This window comes from Sporosarcina koreensis, from assembly GCF_001531445.1.
GTDB lineage: Bacteria > Bacillota > Bacilli > Bacillales_A > Planococcaceae > Sporosarcina > Sporosarcina koreensis_C.
This window is the reverse complement of the sequence record NZ_LQYA01000103.1, coordinates 1-12,657: the sequence shown is the minus strand read 5'-3', so window position 1 is coordinate 12,657 and position 12,657 is coordinate 1. Positions and strand designations below refer to the sequence as shown.

Genomic DNA, 12,657 nt, shown 5'->3' with positions numbered 1-12,657 from the left:
TGGCGAGTGATCATAAAACCGGGTAAGTGATCATAAATCCTGGCGAGTGATCATAAAACCGGGCAAGTGATCATAAACCCTGTCAGTGATCATAAAACCGGGTAAGTGATCATAAAACTTGGCGGGTGATCATAAATCCCGATAAGTAATCATAAATCCCGGCAAGTGATCATAAAATCTCTCCCCGCACAAAAGAGACTGCCGGAAAGTTGATCCATCAACTTTCCGAACAGTCTCCTTTTTCCTTATAGCTGAGTAAGTATGATCGGTTCGTCTTTTGTGACGATGATCGTATGTTCAATTTGGGCGACGAGGGATTTATCTGGGGTGACGAATGTCCAGCCGTCTCCAAGCTCGATAATATGCTCAGCATTTTCGGAAATGAACGGCTCGACTGCCAACACCATGCCTTCTTTCATCAATGTTTTATCCCATGCATCGTAATAGTTAAGGATATGCTGCGGCTCCTCGTGCAAAGATGTTCCAATGCCGTGCCCAGTCAAGTTCTTGATGACTTTCAGGCCGTTATCCTTCGCTTCACGCTCAACTGCCTTCCCGATCTGATTCAAGCGTGAGCCTGCTTTCACTTTTGTCATCGCGCGGTCAAATGCGCTTTTTGCGACGTCACAAAGCAGTTGCTTCTTTTCGTCAGCCGTACCGACGACGAATGAAATGCCGGTATCTGCAAAGTACCCGCCAAATGATGCGGAGACATCGATATTGACAAGGTCGCCGTCTTGGATGACGCGTGATCCTGGAATGCCGTGGGCAACTTCATGATTAACGCTGATGCATGTATACCCTGGGAACTCATATTGGTCAATCGGTGCGGACACAGCTCCGCGTTCAGTAATAAGGCGCCCCCCGAGTTCATCAAGCTCTTTTGTCGTAATGCCCGGAACAGCCGCCGCTTTCATCGCTTCCCGCACTTCTGCGACGATACGGCCGATCTTTTTCAACGCTTCGATCTCTTCGTTGTTTTTCACAATCATGATTTACAGGTCCCCTCTTTGAAACGTAATTTTCCATCTGATTATAACATAATTATTCAAGCCTAAATAAACGTATGCCTATCATTTCAATACTTTCACACCTTGGTAGACATTCCAAATCACGATGATTAAGAACAGCAGTCCATAGATGATCATGAACAGGAAAGGTGCCAGTCCCCAAAAGTCGAATTGCCCTGTCAACATTGTATGCATCCGCGATTCATAAGAAATTATCGAAAATGAAAACAGGATGAAGCCGGCAATAAGAAGAACGACTGGAATAAGATGCGAGATAAGTGATCGCTTCGCATGTCCTTTCACTTCATGATCATCTGTTACAAAATAGACGATTGCAGGCAATAGGAGCGGTGAAAAGAAGATGCTGAAATAACAGAGGGCGGACAATAGTTTATTATTGGTCATGGGCTTACCTCCCGCAAATCTAATAAGTAGTTTACAATATCATCTTGCTTATAAGTACTGTAACATATACAATGGTAACGACAATTGAATTACATGACCACAAGGGGTGCCTTCACTGGCTGAGATTGGACATTCGTCCTGACCCTTCGAACCTGTAAGTTCATACTTGCGTAGGGATGTGGATGGAAACTGACAACGATATCGATGCCTCGGTTCTATCCGGGATGTCGTTTTTTTTGTTGCGGAAAAATTAAAAGCCGTTTACTAACCGTAGCCATCTTCGGCATACTTCAAACGTGCCTGCTAATAGTGATGCACGGTTAAAGCAGACAAACTTTTTTTCCTTCCGTATCCCTCCGACTAAAAAAGGGGGAGTTACTATTGGATCGTAAAAGGCTTCAATTAATGTTGGAGGTTGCCATTTTAGGAGCTTTATCATTTGTGTTGGATAATTTGACGTTATTCAAAATGCCTCAAGGAGGATCTATCACTTTATCAATGTTACCGATAATCTTGATGGCATACCGCTGGGGAGTTGCTGGCGGCTTATTGACTGGGTTGATTTCAGGTCTTCTCCAAGCTGTGATTGGAGGCTATATTATTCATCCTGTGCAAGGTGCATTGGACTATTTTGTTGCCTACACTGTAGTTGGTTTAGCGGCCTCAACACATGGTTGGTTGATTAAGAGTAAATTGTCGGGACGTAAAGGCTCGATGGCTGCCGCGATTATTGTTGGAACGGTACTAGGAGGGTCTCTCCGCTTCTTGGCGCACTTCATTGGCGGGATGGTGTTTTTCGCTGATGCCGCCGGAGATAAGCCAGCTTGGTTATTCTCTTTAGGATATAATGCAACCTATATGATTCCATCCATCATATTGTGTGCAATCGTAGCGGTCATTTTATTTACATCCGCGCCTAGACTTATTCAAAAAGCATAAAAAAGGAGTAGGCGTATGATGAATTCATGCGCCTACTCCTTTTTTGGTGTCAGTGCGCTTGCCTGAAAACAGGAAGATGCACGTGACGATGACGGCAGATAAAAAGATGGCCGCTGCGGAGATGAACAGCTCCTCTGTACCATTCCTGACAGCAATGCCGATAAACGCCCAAACAAATACAAGATTCATTACATAATCCTTGTAATGGTACATAAAATGTAAAGCGAACGCCGTTGAAGCCGTTAACAAGATGACCGCCCATAACGGATCGCTTAATCCAAATCCTGACCATCCGTGGATCATAAGCAAATAACTTATATTCGAAATAGTCGTGATGAAAATCCATCCTGTAAGCAAGCTGAATGGCGCTCTGCCAAGCATTCGGTTATCCCGTTTCGGGAATGTAAAGTAGAAAGTAAGCAGCGTAACTAACAGACCAATTTTCGTAATGACGGTACCAGTGAACAATCCGAAGTGCCAAAGGAAAATCCAAGCTATATGCAGAAGGCAACTTATAACGAAAAGGAAAGTGACGCGGTTTCGATGCGCGGAGCTCATCTCGTGGCGAGTCTTATTGAAATTGAAGATCCAGAAAAAGATCGTGATATAAAGCAACCAGCAGATGATCAATACATAGTCCGCCGGTAAGAAAAGCAATGGCAGCCGATTTGTTATTTCGCCTGTTGTGTGTCCGTTCAGTGAGTAAAAACTTGCTTTTATATTCAATAGTATGACTGTACATAGTGACAGGGTCATCAGAAGTATTCTTGACATAGTACATCCTCCCTCTGAACAGTATACATAGGAATGGGAATTTGTGCGAAGGAAAGTATGAAGTTTCCGTCACAAATCTAATATTTCGAATGCCGAAGATTCATGGTATAATAAAAACACGCTTTTATAAAAATTTTCTAAAATTAGGGGGATCATTCATTGACTACGACAAAAACATATTCACTAGTATGGGATTTAGATGTATTTTTCAAAGGCGGCAGCGATTCAGAAGAGTTGCGTTCGCATCTGGACGCTGTGAAAGAGCAGATCGGTGCATTGGAAAACCTAGCGGCCTCCACAAACACGCCCGTATCTGCCGAAGAGGCGGAACAAGTCCTTTACGTAATTGATGAAATTAAAAACACTGCAAAAAATTTAAGAGAAGCAGGAGCGGTCATCGGCTGTTTCATCGCCGCGAATACGAAAGATAAAAAAGCGCTCATTCTACAAGCGGAAGTGGGCTCGTTAGGCGCACGGTTCCAGACAGCCGTCTTGAAAATCAAACAGGTCGTTGCAAAGACGGAAGAAATTGTTTGGAAAGAATTATTGGCGACTGAACAGCTGTCCCCATTCGATTTTATTCTACAAGAATGGCGCGAAGAAGTTCAAATGAAGTTATCTGAAGAAGAAGAAAGCCTAATCACAGCGTTAAGCGTCGATGGGTATCAAGGATGGGGACAACTATACGACCAGCTCGTCGGGGATATTACAATCGAGATGACAGTTGACGGGGAAGAGAAGAAGCTTTCCGTCGGCCAGGCGAATAATTTGAGCTCTCATGCGGACGTTAATGTACGAAAAGAAGCATTTGAAAAACTTGAAGAAGCATGGGAAGCAAAAGAGGATTTCTTCGCATCCACATTAAATCATCTCGCGGGCTTCCGACTAGCCGTCTATGAAAAGCGCGGCTGGGATTCCGTATTGAAAGAACCTCTCATGAGAAACCGGATGAGTCAGGAAACGCTAGACGCAATGTGGGGGGCGATCAGCGCAAATAAAGCACCTTTTGCGGAATATTTGAAGCGGAAAGCCGAACTATTGGGAAATGAAAATATGAATTGGTATGATTTAGATGCACCGGTCACGTCATCCACGAAAGAAATGTCTTACCAAGAAGGCGCTGAATTCATTCTGGAGCATTTCGGTAAATTCGGTCCTGAATTGGAGTCGTTTTCAAGAAAAGCGTTCGAGGATAGCTGGATTGAAGCGGAAGACCGTGCGAATAAACGTCCAGGAGGCTTCTGTACGGGAATGCCAGTTTCAGAACAATCCCGTATTTTCATGACGTATAGCGGATCCATGTCCAATGTGGCGACGTTAGCACATGAACTTGGCCATGCGTTCCATTCATATGCATTACGCCCTGTTCATTATATGAACCGTCAATATGCAATGGGAGTTGCAGAAACGGCTTCCACATTTGCGGAAATGATCGTTGCCGACGCTTCTGTCAAAGCAGCAGAAACGGAAGAGGAAAAACTTGCATTGCTGGAGGATAAAATTCAACGAAGTGTTGCATTCTTTATGAATATACATGCACGTTTCCTTTTCGAAACACGTTTCTATGAGGAAAGAAGAAATGGAGTTGTTCCTGCTGCAAGATTGAATGAATTGATGGCAGAAGCACAAAAAGAGGCATACGCAGGTGCTCTTGATACTGTTCATCCGCATTTCTGGGCTTCAAAGCTGCACTTCTACATTACGGGAACACCATTCTATAACTTCCCGTATACATTCGGATACTTGTTCTCGTTGAGCATTTATGCGAAAGCCATTGCAGAAGGAGATTCGTTTGAACAGAAGTATATGGCTTTGTTGCGTGATACAGCGGTCATGTCTGTCGAAGATCTTGCGATGAAGCATCTTGGAGAAGATATTACAAAAGAGGCGTTCTGGGCAAAAGGTGTGGCGTTATGTGTGAAAGATGTCGAAGAGTTTTTGAAAATAGCTTCCGAAGAAAGGTGAAGACGCATTGATTCTGCTTGAAGGGCGAACTTGTTATTTACGTATATTGACAGAAGACGATGCGGCGATTTTCACCGAGTTGCTCAAAGCGAATCGGGAATATTGGACGGTCTTTGAGCCTCGTCATGAATCGGCCTACTATACGGTCGCTGTCCAACGGGATAAAATAAGGGAATCCATTTATCAAATGAGGGATCGGCGTGAATACAACTTTGGGATTTTTGACGCCGAAACAAGCAGGTTGATCGGTCATATATCGTTATACAGCATTAAAAGGCTTCCGTTCTCAAGCGGCTTCGTCGGTTATTCAATCGATGAACGGGAAACAGGAAGGGGCCTTGCGACGGAAGCGGTGAAGATCGTAACAAAATTCGCGTTCGAAACCGTTTCGTTACATCGGGTGGAGGCATTTGTTTCACCACGCAATGCCGGTTCTGTGAAAGTGTTGGAGAATGCCGGTTTTATTCGCGAGGGATTGCTAAGGAAGCTTCTGTACATTAACGGTTTTTGGGAAGATCATTATATGTATGCGAGCTTGGCGGACGATTTTTGAAAGGGTAAGGCCGCTTGGCGGAAAGTAGTAGCAAAAATAAAAAGCCGATTCTTCTAAGGAGGAATCGGCTTTTTATTTTTGCGAGTAAAAGCGTAGCGTTACGAGCAAATGGCGTGCCGTTTCTTCACATGAGGAATCGGCTTTTTATTTATTTGGTCGTGTCTATTTCCCGGGAAATGTGGAATAGCGATGTCAGTTTTCGTCGATTTCATCATACCCGTTAATGATGATGTCCAGGAGGCCGGTGTCAGGATGTGCGACAAGGCCGTGGACAGGAACTTTGCAATCCATAAGCGGATGATTCCGTACTTGGTCCACACTGCTTTTTACGCTTTCTGTCACGTCATTGAAGCCGCGCAACCAATCTTCCATATCAACGCCGGAGTATTGTAATGTTTTGAACAGATTTTTATCCACTCCCCGATCGACCATCTTGCCGATGATCTGTTTCGTGTCGATGGAGTTCATGCCACAGTCGTGGTGGCCGATAATGTACACTTCATCTGCCTGTAATTCGTAGAGGGCGATTAAAATGCTTCTCATGACGCTGCCAAAAGGATGAGTGACAATGGCGCCTGCGCTTTTGATGATTTTAGCATCGCCATTCCGTAAGTTCATCGCCTTCGGTAATAGTTCCGTCAATCTTGTATCCATGCAAGTTAAAATGACGATTTTTTTATCAGGGAATTTTGTTGTGGCGTATTCTTCATATTTCTTTTCGTTGACGAATTCTTTATTGTACGAAATGATTTCAGACAAAATTGTCATGTTTTGGCCCCTCCGCTTTCCATTTGGGATTCATGAACTGAGAAATATCCATATTTTTCAGTCGAACTATATTAATTAGTGTACAGAAAAAGAAAAGAGCTGCCAAGTGGCAACTCTTTGTTTTATCCCGCATTAACTGGCTGTAAGGCCTCTACTTCAATATTCAGCAAGAATATAAAAACTGGAAGTGGGAGGTTAACAGCCAGTTAATGCCCGATTGGTTCAACTAACAATCAGTGGAAAAGTCCCACTGATTGAAGTTTTACTTTATTTTACTTCCGGTTTTGGATCAATTGTTTCTGCGTCGGCAGAATTAAGAGCTTTCCCAAGATAATGCATTGTAAACAATGCTGCAATACCAAGGACAATAGCGTAACCGATAACTGTAGTGAACATCAAGCCCATGATGAGACCCCTCTCTACAATGAATGTTATGATACATTCATTATACTATATTCCTGGAATAATTAAAGAGCTGATTGCAATCTTTTAATAAATTGTGTCTAAAATCAGATAGCCCAGTTGCCGTTCCGGAAAACAGGTTCGACAGTTCCATCATCCAACACGCCGTCTATATCCATTTCAGCTGAGCCAATCATGAAGTCGACATGCGTGATGCTTTGGTTCAGTCCGTGTTCTTCCAGCTCTTCCGTTGACATCGTTTTACCGCCCTCGAGGCAGAAAGAGTATGCACTGCCAATCGCAAGGTGATTCGATGCATTTTCATCGAACAATGTGTTGTAGAAGAGAAGCCCTGATTCGGAAATTGGCGAAGCGTGCGGAACAAGTGCAACTTCTCCAAGATGCTTAGCTCCTTCATCCGTATCGATCAAATGTTGGAGGACTTCCTCTCCTTGGCCGGCTTTCACTTCTGTAATTCGACCGTCTTTGAAGGTGATTGTGAAATCATCGATAATATTGCCACCGTAGCTGAGCGGCTTGGTGTTTTTGACATAACCGTTTACGCCTGTTTTATGTGGAACTGTAAACACTTCTTCCGTCGGCATATTGGCCATGAATGCATTCCCGTCGACGTTGACACTTCCACCGCCTGCCCAAATATGGCCTTTCGGCAATTCGATTGTCAAATCTGTACCTGGTGCCTTGTAATGCAATTTGGCATAAGCTTTTTCATTCAAATAATTGGCTTTTTCATTCAAGTTGCGGTCAAGTTCCTTCCATGCCCCTACAGCATCATCCTGATCGGCCCGAACGGCTTTGAAAATCGCTTCCCATAGTGCAGGAACTTGTTCAGATACATCCAAGTCCGCGAACATCTTTGCAGCCCATGCCTTTGAAGGGGCTGCCACAACGGACCAGCTGAAACGGTCTGCCTGCAACATTTTGCGGTAATTGCTAAGCGCCTTCCCGCTAGCCTTTTGTGAATCCGCAATTCGGGAAGGATCGACCCCTTTCAGTAGATCAGGACTTTGTGATACAACACTAACGAATGCCGCTCCGCCTTCCGCTAACTTTTCACGTTCCATAACTTTCCATTCCGGGAAATCAGAAAATGATTCAGCTGGTGCCTTTTCATAACGCAGTTTAGTTAGTGCATCGTCAACCCAATCTACGATGACGTGTCTTGCGCCTGCCGTGTAGGCTTTATCAGCCACCTTTCTGACAAGTTGCGCTGTTTCAATGGAAGCGCTGATGAAGAGCGTCTGATCCTTTTGGATATTCGCTCCTACCTCCACAATTAGACTTGCGTAATTCTCTAACTTCTGTTCAAATGTCGACAAGTTAAAACCTCCTTCATCTATATGTATTAATAGTACTCTAGTGTCAGAAAACAGGCAAAGGGAAAAAACGTTAAGCCATACGAGTCAAATTGTGTATACAAGGTGACATTTCATTTGTGAATTATTTTTATTCTCCAAGATTACTAAAGAAAGAGGGGATTATGTCGAAATAAGAAGAAGTAGACTGTAGGACATGGAGGTACTGATATGGATTTATCAACCGTTGTGGGGCTTATCCTTGGAATAGTGGCGCTTTTTGTCGGTATGGTGATGAAAGGAGTTACACCGGATAGCCTATTGAATATAGCTGCGATCCTCATCATTATTGTGGGTACGGTGGCGGCGGTCGTCATCGCTTTCCCGATGAAGGAGATCAAACGGGTGCCCAAGTTATTCGGCATCATTTTCAAAGAACAGCATTTGACAGCCGATTCGGACTTGATCAAGTTGTTTTCGGGTTGGGCGGATGTTGCAAGGCGGGAAGGCTTATTGTCTTTGGAAGCGAAGGCAGATGAAATTTCAGACCCGTTTTTGAAAAATGGCCTTGGGCTCGCAATCGATGGACAAAATGCCGACTACATCCGTGATGTCCTTACCGAAGAGGTGGATGCAATGGAGGAACGGCATTCGGCTGGTGCGCAAATTTTTTCGCAAGCCGGAACGTATGCCCCGACACTTGGGGTATTGGGTGCGGTAGTAGGATTGATTGCTGCACTGAAAAACATGAATGATGTCGAGGCGCTTGGAACAGCCATTGCTGCGGCGTTTGTAGCGACTTTATTGGGGATTTTTACAGGGTATGTCCTTTGGCATCCATTCGCCAATAAACTGCAACGGAAGTCGAAGGAAGAAGTGCGCCAGAAGATGATGATGATCGAAGGCATCCTGTCCGTCCTGGAAGGTGAAGCGCCAAGGGTGATTGAACAGAAGTTGGCTTCTTACTTATCAATGGAAGAACGTCGAAAGCTCGCTGCTAAAAATACGAGCGACAAGGAGGCGGGACAGGTTGTCGAGGAAACGTAAGAAAAAGCGTGGGGATGAAGGTCATATCAATGAATCTTGGCTTTTGCCATATGCCGATCTTATGACTTTGCTGTTGGCGGTGTTCATCGTTTTATTCGCTTCAAGTGCGTTGGATGAATCTAAATTTAGTCAAATCTCTTCCGTATTCAACCAAATATTTGACGGGGGGACTGGCGTGATGGATAACGCTGCGCCAACCCCCGTACCGATTCCGAAAGATAGTGCAGGGGAGGAGAATGAAAACTCCTCCTATTTGGAAGACCAGCAGTCCCTTGAGGAAACTCAAGATAAGCTGGATGAATATATAGCGGTTCATGAACTTGAAAATCAGTTCCAGACGAAATTGACCGAAGAAGGGCTGCTAATCACAATCAGGGACAGCATCCTGTTCGAGTCAGGCAAGGCGACGATCAGACCGGAATACGAAACATTGGCGAAAGACATCGCCGATCTGCTTGTCTTTGAGAAACCACGACAAATTGTTGTAACCGGGCATACAGATAATGTTCCGATCAATAGCGCTGAATTTCCATCCAATTGGGAACTAAGCATGATGAGGGCGATCAATTTCCTAAAGACGATTGTCAGTGATGATAAAATGGATCCTCAGCTATTCAGTGTGAAGGGGTACGGCGAAAATAAACCGGTCGCTTCCAATGACACAGCAGAAGGAAGAAGCAAGAACAGACGGGTTGAAGTACTTGTGCAACCGCTTGTGTTGAAAGATGGAACAGCAGTTGAATAAAAAGAAAAAAGCCGATGCTTCAGGATTATCCTGCCGCATCGGCTTTTTTCTATTTGTCTAGCTTCAGGCAACAGCCCTCCGCTTTTCATTATTTATTTACGTAACGCACCAAGTTCAGCAGCGATCGCTTGCATTTCATTCGGACTGATTGTGTCCCTTTTCATGACCATCTCGTACATGTAGACGAGATCCTCATATTGGGAAGTGCTGAAGTTATCCGCTTTCATTACATCCACATTGACCATACGAAGTTTCTCTTTAATTTTTTCAATCATATACGTTACATTTTCAGGTGTTGGTTGAGATAGATCCATAATGTTGTCCGCCCTTCACTTCATTAGCTTAGTTGGACTTAATCATCACATTAATCGACCGTGCTGTCAACAGCTGCTGTCTTCCCCATTTTTTCAGCTTCTTTTTCCTCTTCAATTTTTGCTCTGAATCGTTTAGTTTCCATAACAATTACGCCAGACAATCCAAGAAGACCGATCAAGTTAGGAATTGCCATCAAACCGTTCAAGACGTCAGCAAGAAGCCAAACGATGTCTAGGGATACAATGGCCCCGACGATGATGAATGAAACAAATGCGATACGGTAGCCCAATACAGCTCCGTGTTTAGGGAAAAGGTATTGGAAACATTTCTCTCCATAGTAGCCCCATCCGAGAATTGTGGAAGTTGCGAAGAACACGATACCGATAGCGACGATGATCGGTCCAGCACCGCCAAGGAATTCTCCGAAAGCTTGGGCAGTCAATGCGCCAGCGTCAATTGTTTTGTCTTTCCATTGACCTGACATGACGATTGTAACACCAGTAATTGAACAGATAATGAGCGTGTCAAATAATACTTGGGTCATGGAAATGAGTGCCTGACGTCCAGGCATATCCGTTTTGGCAGCCGCCGCCGCGATAGGAGCGGAACCAAGACCCGCTTCGTTTGAGAATAGGCCACGGGCAACACCGAAACGGATAACCGCACCGATTGCTCCACCTGCAGCAGCCTGTCCAGTAAACGCGTCACTGAAAATTAATCCGAATGCCGCAGGAACAAGATCGAAATTCATGATTACTACGATTGCACCTGCTATGAAGTAGAAGAGTGCCATGATCGGTACGAAGAATGCGGTGACCCGTCCGATCGATTTGATTCCTCCAAGAATGACGAGACCAGCGAAAATCAAAAGTGCAATCCCTGTAATCCAATGCGGCACATTGAATGTGCTATTCATGACGTCCGCGACGGCCTTCGATTGTGTACCGTTACCGATACCGAATGCGGCAAGCGCACCGAAAATGGCGAACATGATACCGAGCCATTTTTGCTTCAGACCATGTTCAAGATAGTACATAGGGCCCCCAGCCATTTGACCTTTGGAGTCCTTGACACGATATTTAACCGCGAGAATGGCTTCCCCATATTTCGTTGCCATTCCAAAGAAGCCTGCGAGCCACATCCAAAAGATTGCTCCTGGACCACCCATGTAAACGGCGGTCGCGACACCGACGATGTTACCGACACCGACAGTGGCAGCCATCGCGGTCATCAGCGCCTGGAACTGGGAAATGTCGCCATCCGCTTTTTTATTATGCTTGCGGGAAAATACTTGTTTCAATGAATACGGTAATAAACGCACTTGGATAAATCCGAGTCTGACAGTTAAGAAGATACCTGTTCCCACAAGTAAGACAAGAAGTGGCGGTCCCCAAATAAACCCGCTTGCCTTGTCTAAAAAGCTAGTGATTCCATCCATCCTACTACCCCCTGTTTCGTTTTTTCTTTTTCAAATGAACCATTCCATCAACAGCTTTCCCCGACTATTGACTCCCATTCATTACCACTATCAAATACATTAGACTATTGGGAAAATTGATAGTGTTATGGCTATAATCCTTAATTTTTTGACATTAGTCAAGAGTTTTTTTGGAATTCGTGTGGATTGTTTGTTTTTTCATCTGAAGGGTATAATGATATATGCAAATTAGAATGATATTGGAGGGTTTTACGTGGGGAACAGCAAATTTGGAAGATTTATCATGTTGGGAGCGATTTTGGGTGGAGCTGTCAGCATGTTCGATAGAAGCACCCGCCAACAAGTGATGAAAAAATCGAATGCAATGATTTCACAAGTCGGTTATTATTCGAAAAATCCTGATGTCTTGAAACATAAGCTACAACAACAGAAAGACAAGTACTTATCGATTTACGAACAGTTTTCAGGCGATGCCGCTTATATTAAGAATCAAGTTGATGAATTGAAGACGCTGACTCCGCAAGTGAAAGAACTTGTCGTCGGCACGAAGGACGCATTTGTTGATTCGAAAGAGGAATATAAGGAAATTGTAAACGAAGCGAAAGAAAGTATGGATGTAAAAAAGAACTAAATCACGGAAGGAGTGAGTCAAATGTGAAGAACAAAGACCCGTTACCTCCGAAAAAAGAACAACAACCAACTGAAGAAGAAAAAAGTGGCTTCATGGCGGATTCCCAACTAATGAAATTTATTGATGATGTGAAAGATGGGGATTTGGATAAATTCGATGTCACAACGGCAAAGGGATTTTGGAAAGAGCTCCTTGTGAGAATCAAGAAAGTGGATATCACCGGATTAGGTTCTCAGTTGGCCTTCTTTTTCCTATTGTCCCTATTTCCACTATTAATCTTTTTGATTACACTATTACCATTCTTGAGCATTGATGAATCCCAGGTGTTCCTGTTCATAAGGGACTATGC

14 protein-coding genes, 1 pseudogene and 1 riboswitch are annotated in these 12,657 nt (G+C 44.1%); of the genes and pseudogenes, 7 read left to right on the top strand and 8 right to left on the bottom strand.

Annotation, left to right across the window (positions count from 1 at the left end; translation table 11 throughout):
* Positions 1-245: 245 nt before the first annotated feature.
* Positions 246-992: a type I methionyl aminopeptidase gene (map, locus tag AWV70_RS12215; RefSeq protein ID WP_060207447.1), complete on the bottom strand. Its 747-nt coding sequence runs from the start codon at positions 990-992 to the stop codon at positions 246-248.
* Positions 993-1,073: 81 nt separating this feature from the next.
* Complete coding sequence (locus tag AWV70_RS12210) at positions 1,074-1,415, bottom strand: DUF4870 domain-containing protein (protein ID WP_060207444.1); 342 nt, start codon at positions 1,413-1,415, stop codon at positions 1,074-1,076.
* 92 nt (positions 1,416-1,507) lie between these two features.
* Positions 1,508-1,609, top strand: a riboswitch (TPP riboswitch).
* A 187-nt stretch (positions 1,610-1,796) separates the two neighbouring features.
* Here AWV70_RS12210 and thiT point away from each other — a divergent pair.
* Positions 1,797-2,354: an energy-coupled thiamine transporter ThiT gene (gene thiT / locus AWV70_RS12205; RefSeq protein ID WP_060207443.1), complete on the top strand. Its 558-nt coding sequence runs from the start codon at positions 1,797-1,799 to the stop codon at positions 2,352-2,354.
* Positions 2,355-2,378: 24 nt separating this feature from the next.
* Here the strand turns inward: thiT and AWV70_RS12200 are convergent, their stop codons facing one another.
* A complete protein-coding gene (locus AWV70_RS12200; protein ID WP_060207440.1) occupies positions 2,379-3,128 on the bottom strand; it encodes a hypothetical protein in 750 nt (249 codons plus the stop codon).
* Between the two features lie 159 nt (positions 3,129-3,287).
* On the opposite strand from AWV70_RS12200, the gene AWV70_RS12195 reads away from it, so the two are divergent.
* Positions 3,288-5,093 carry a M3 family oligoendopeptidase gene (locus AWV70_RS12195; protein WP_060207438.1) on the top strand — a complete coding sequence of 602 codons (1,806 nt, stop codon included), beginning with the start codon at positions 3,288-3,290 and terminating at the stop codon, positions 5,091-5,093.
* A gap of 7 nt (positions 5,094-5,100) precedes the next feature.
* On the top strand, positions 5,101-5,646 hold the full coding sequence (locus AWV70_RS12190) for a GNAT family N-acetyltransferase (RefSeq protein ID WP_060207436.1): 546 nt from the start codon (positions 5,101-5,103) through the stop codon (positions 5,644-5,646).
* Positions 5,647-5,838: 192 nt separating this feature from the next.
* Here the strand turns inward: AWV70_RS12190 and AWV70_RS12185 are convergent, their stop codons facing one another.
* The 3 genes from AWV70_RS12185 to AWV70_RS12180 form a co-directional block, all read right to left on the bottom strand.
* Positions 5,839-6,414, bottom strand: coding sequence for a beta-class carbonic anhydrase (locus AWV70_RS12185; RefSeq protein WP_060207434.1), 576 nt, complete (start codon positions 6,412-6,414; stop codon positions 5,839-5,841).
* Positions 6,415-6,681: 267 nt separating this feature from the next.
* Positions 6,682-6,819, bottom strand: a complete 138-nt coding sequence (locus AWV70_RS24155; RefSeq protein WP_201024362.1) for a hypothetical protein — start codon at positions 6,817-6,819, stop codon at positions 6,682-6,684.
* 104 nt (positions 6,820-6,923) lie between these two features.
* Positions 6,924-8,156 carry an aminopeptidase gene (locus tag AWV70_RS12180; protein ID WP_060207432.1) on the bottom strand — a complete coding sequence of 411 codons (1,233 nt, stop codon included), beginning with the start codon at positions 8,154-8,156 and terminating at the stop codon, positions 6,924-6,926.
* A gap of 207 nt (positions 8,157-8,363) precedes the next feature.
* On the opposite strand from AWV70_RS12180, the gene motA reads away from it, so the two are divergent.
* Together motA and motB are read left to right on the top strand one after the other, a co-directional pair.
* Positions 8,364-9,179 carry a flagellar motor stator protein MotA gene (gene motA / locus AWV70_RS12175; protein ID WP_060207430.1) on the top strand — a complete coding sequence of 272 codons (816 nt, stop codon included), beginning with the start codon at positions 8,364-8,366 and terminating at the stop codon, positions 9,177-9,179.
* Positions 9,163-9,924: a flagellar motor protein MotB gene (motB, locus tag AWV70_RS12170; protein ID WP_060207428.1), complete on the top strand. Its 762-nt coding sequence runs from the start codon at positions 9,163-9,165 to the stop codon at positions 9,922-9,924. Before motA ends, motB begins: the two co-directional genes overlap by 17 nt.
* A gap of 92 nt (positions 9,925-10,016) precedes the next feature.
* On the opposite strand, the gene AWV70_RS12165 is transcribed toward motB, so the two are convergent.
* On the bottom strand, positions 10,017-10,238 hold the full coding sequence (locus AWV70_RS12165) for a DUF1128 domain-containing protein (protein WP_060207427.1): 222 nt from the start codon (positions 10,236-10,238) through the stop codon (positions 10,017-10,019).
* A gap of 50 nt (positions 10,239-10,288) precedes the next feature.
* The gene (locus tag AWV70_RS12160; protein ID WP_060207425.1) at positions 10,289-11,677 is read right to left on the bottom strand and encodes an alanine/glycine:cation symporter family protein; all 1,389 of its coding nucleotides are present in this window, start codon (positions 11,675-11,677) and stop codon (positions 10,289-10,291) included.
* Between the two features lie 253 nt (positions 11,678-11,930).
* Between AWV70_RS12160 and AWV70_RS12155 the strand changes: the two genes are divergently transcribed.
* The gene (locus AWV70_RS12155; RefSeq protein ID WP_060207423.1) at positions 11,931-12,308 is read left to right on the top strand and encodes a hypothetical protein; all 378 of its coding nucleotides are present in this window, start codon (positions 11,931-11,933) and stop codon (positions 12,306-12,308) included.
* Between the two features lie 23 nt (positions 12,309-12,331).
* A pseudogene (locus tag AWV70_RS24150) lies at positions 12,332-12,657 on the top strand (ribonuclease); the annotation flags it as partial.

Excerpts from the sequence above, each read along its gene's own strand:
- map (WP_060207447.1), bottom strand. The coding sequence starts at position 992 with ATGATTGTGAAAAACAACGAAGAGATCGAAGCGTTGAAAAAGATCGGC.
- AWV70_RS12210 (WP_060207444.1), bottom strand. The coding sequence starts at position 1,415 with ATGACCAATAATAAACTATTGTCCGCCCTCTGTTATTTCAGCATCTTC.
- AWV70_RS12200 (WP_060207440.1), bottom strand. The coding sequence starts at position 3,128 with ATGTCAAGAATACTTCTGATGACCCTGTCACTATGTACAGTCATACTA.
- AWV70_RS12185 (WP_060207434.1), bottom strand. The coding sequence starts at position 6,414 with ATGACAATTTTGTCTGAAATCATTTCGTACAATAAAGAATTCGTCAAC.
- AWV70_RS24155 (WP_201024362.1), bottom strand. The coding sequence starts at position 6,819 with ATGGGCTTGATGTTCACTACAGTTATCGGTTACGCTATTGTCCTTGGT.
- motA (WP_060207430.1), top strand. The coding sequence starts at position 8,364 with ATGGATTTATCAACCGTTGTGGGGCTTATCCTTGGAATAGTGGCGCTT.
- AWV70_RS12165 (WP_060207427.1), bottom strand. The coding sequence starts at position 10,238 with ATGGATCTATCTCAACCAACACCTGAAAATGTAACGTATATGATTGAA.
- AWV70_RS12160 (WP_060207425.1), bottom strand. The coding sequence starts at position 11,677 with ATGGATGGAATCACTAGCTTTTTAGACAAGGCAAGCGGGTTTATTTGG.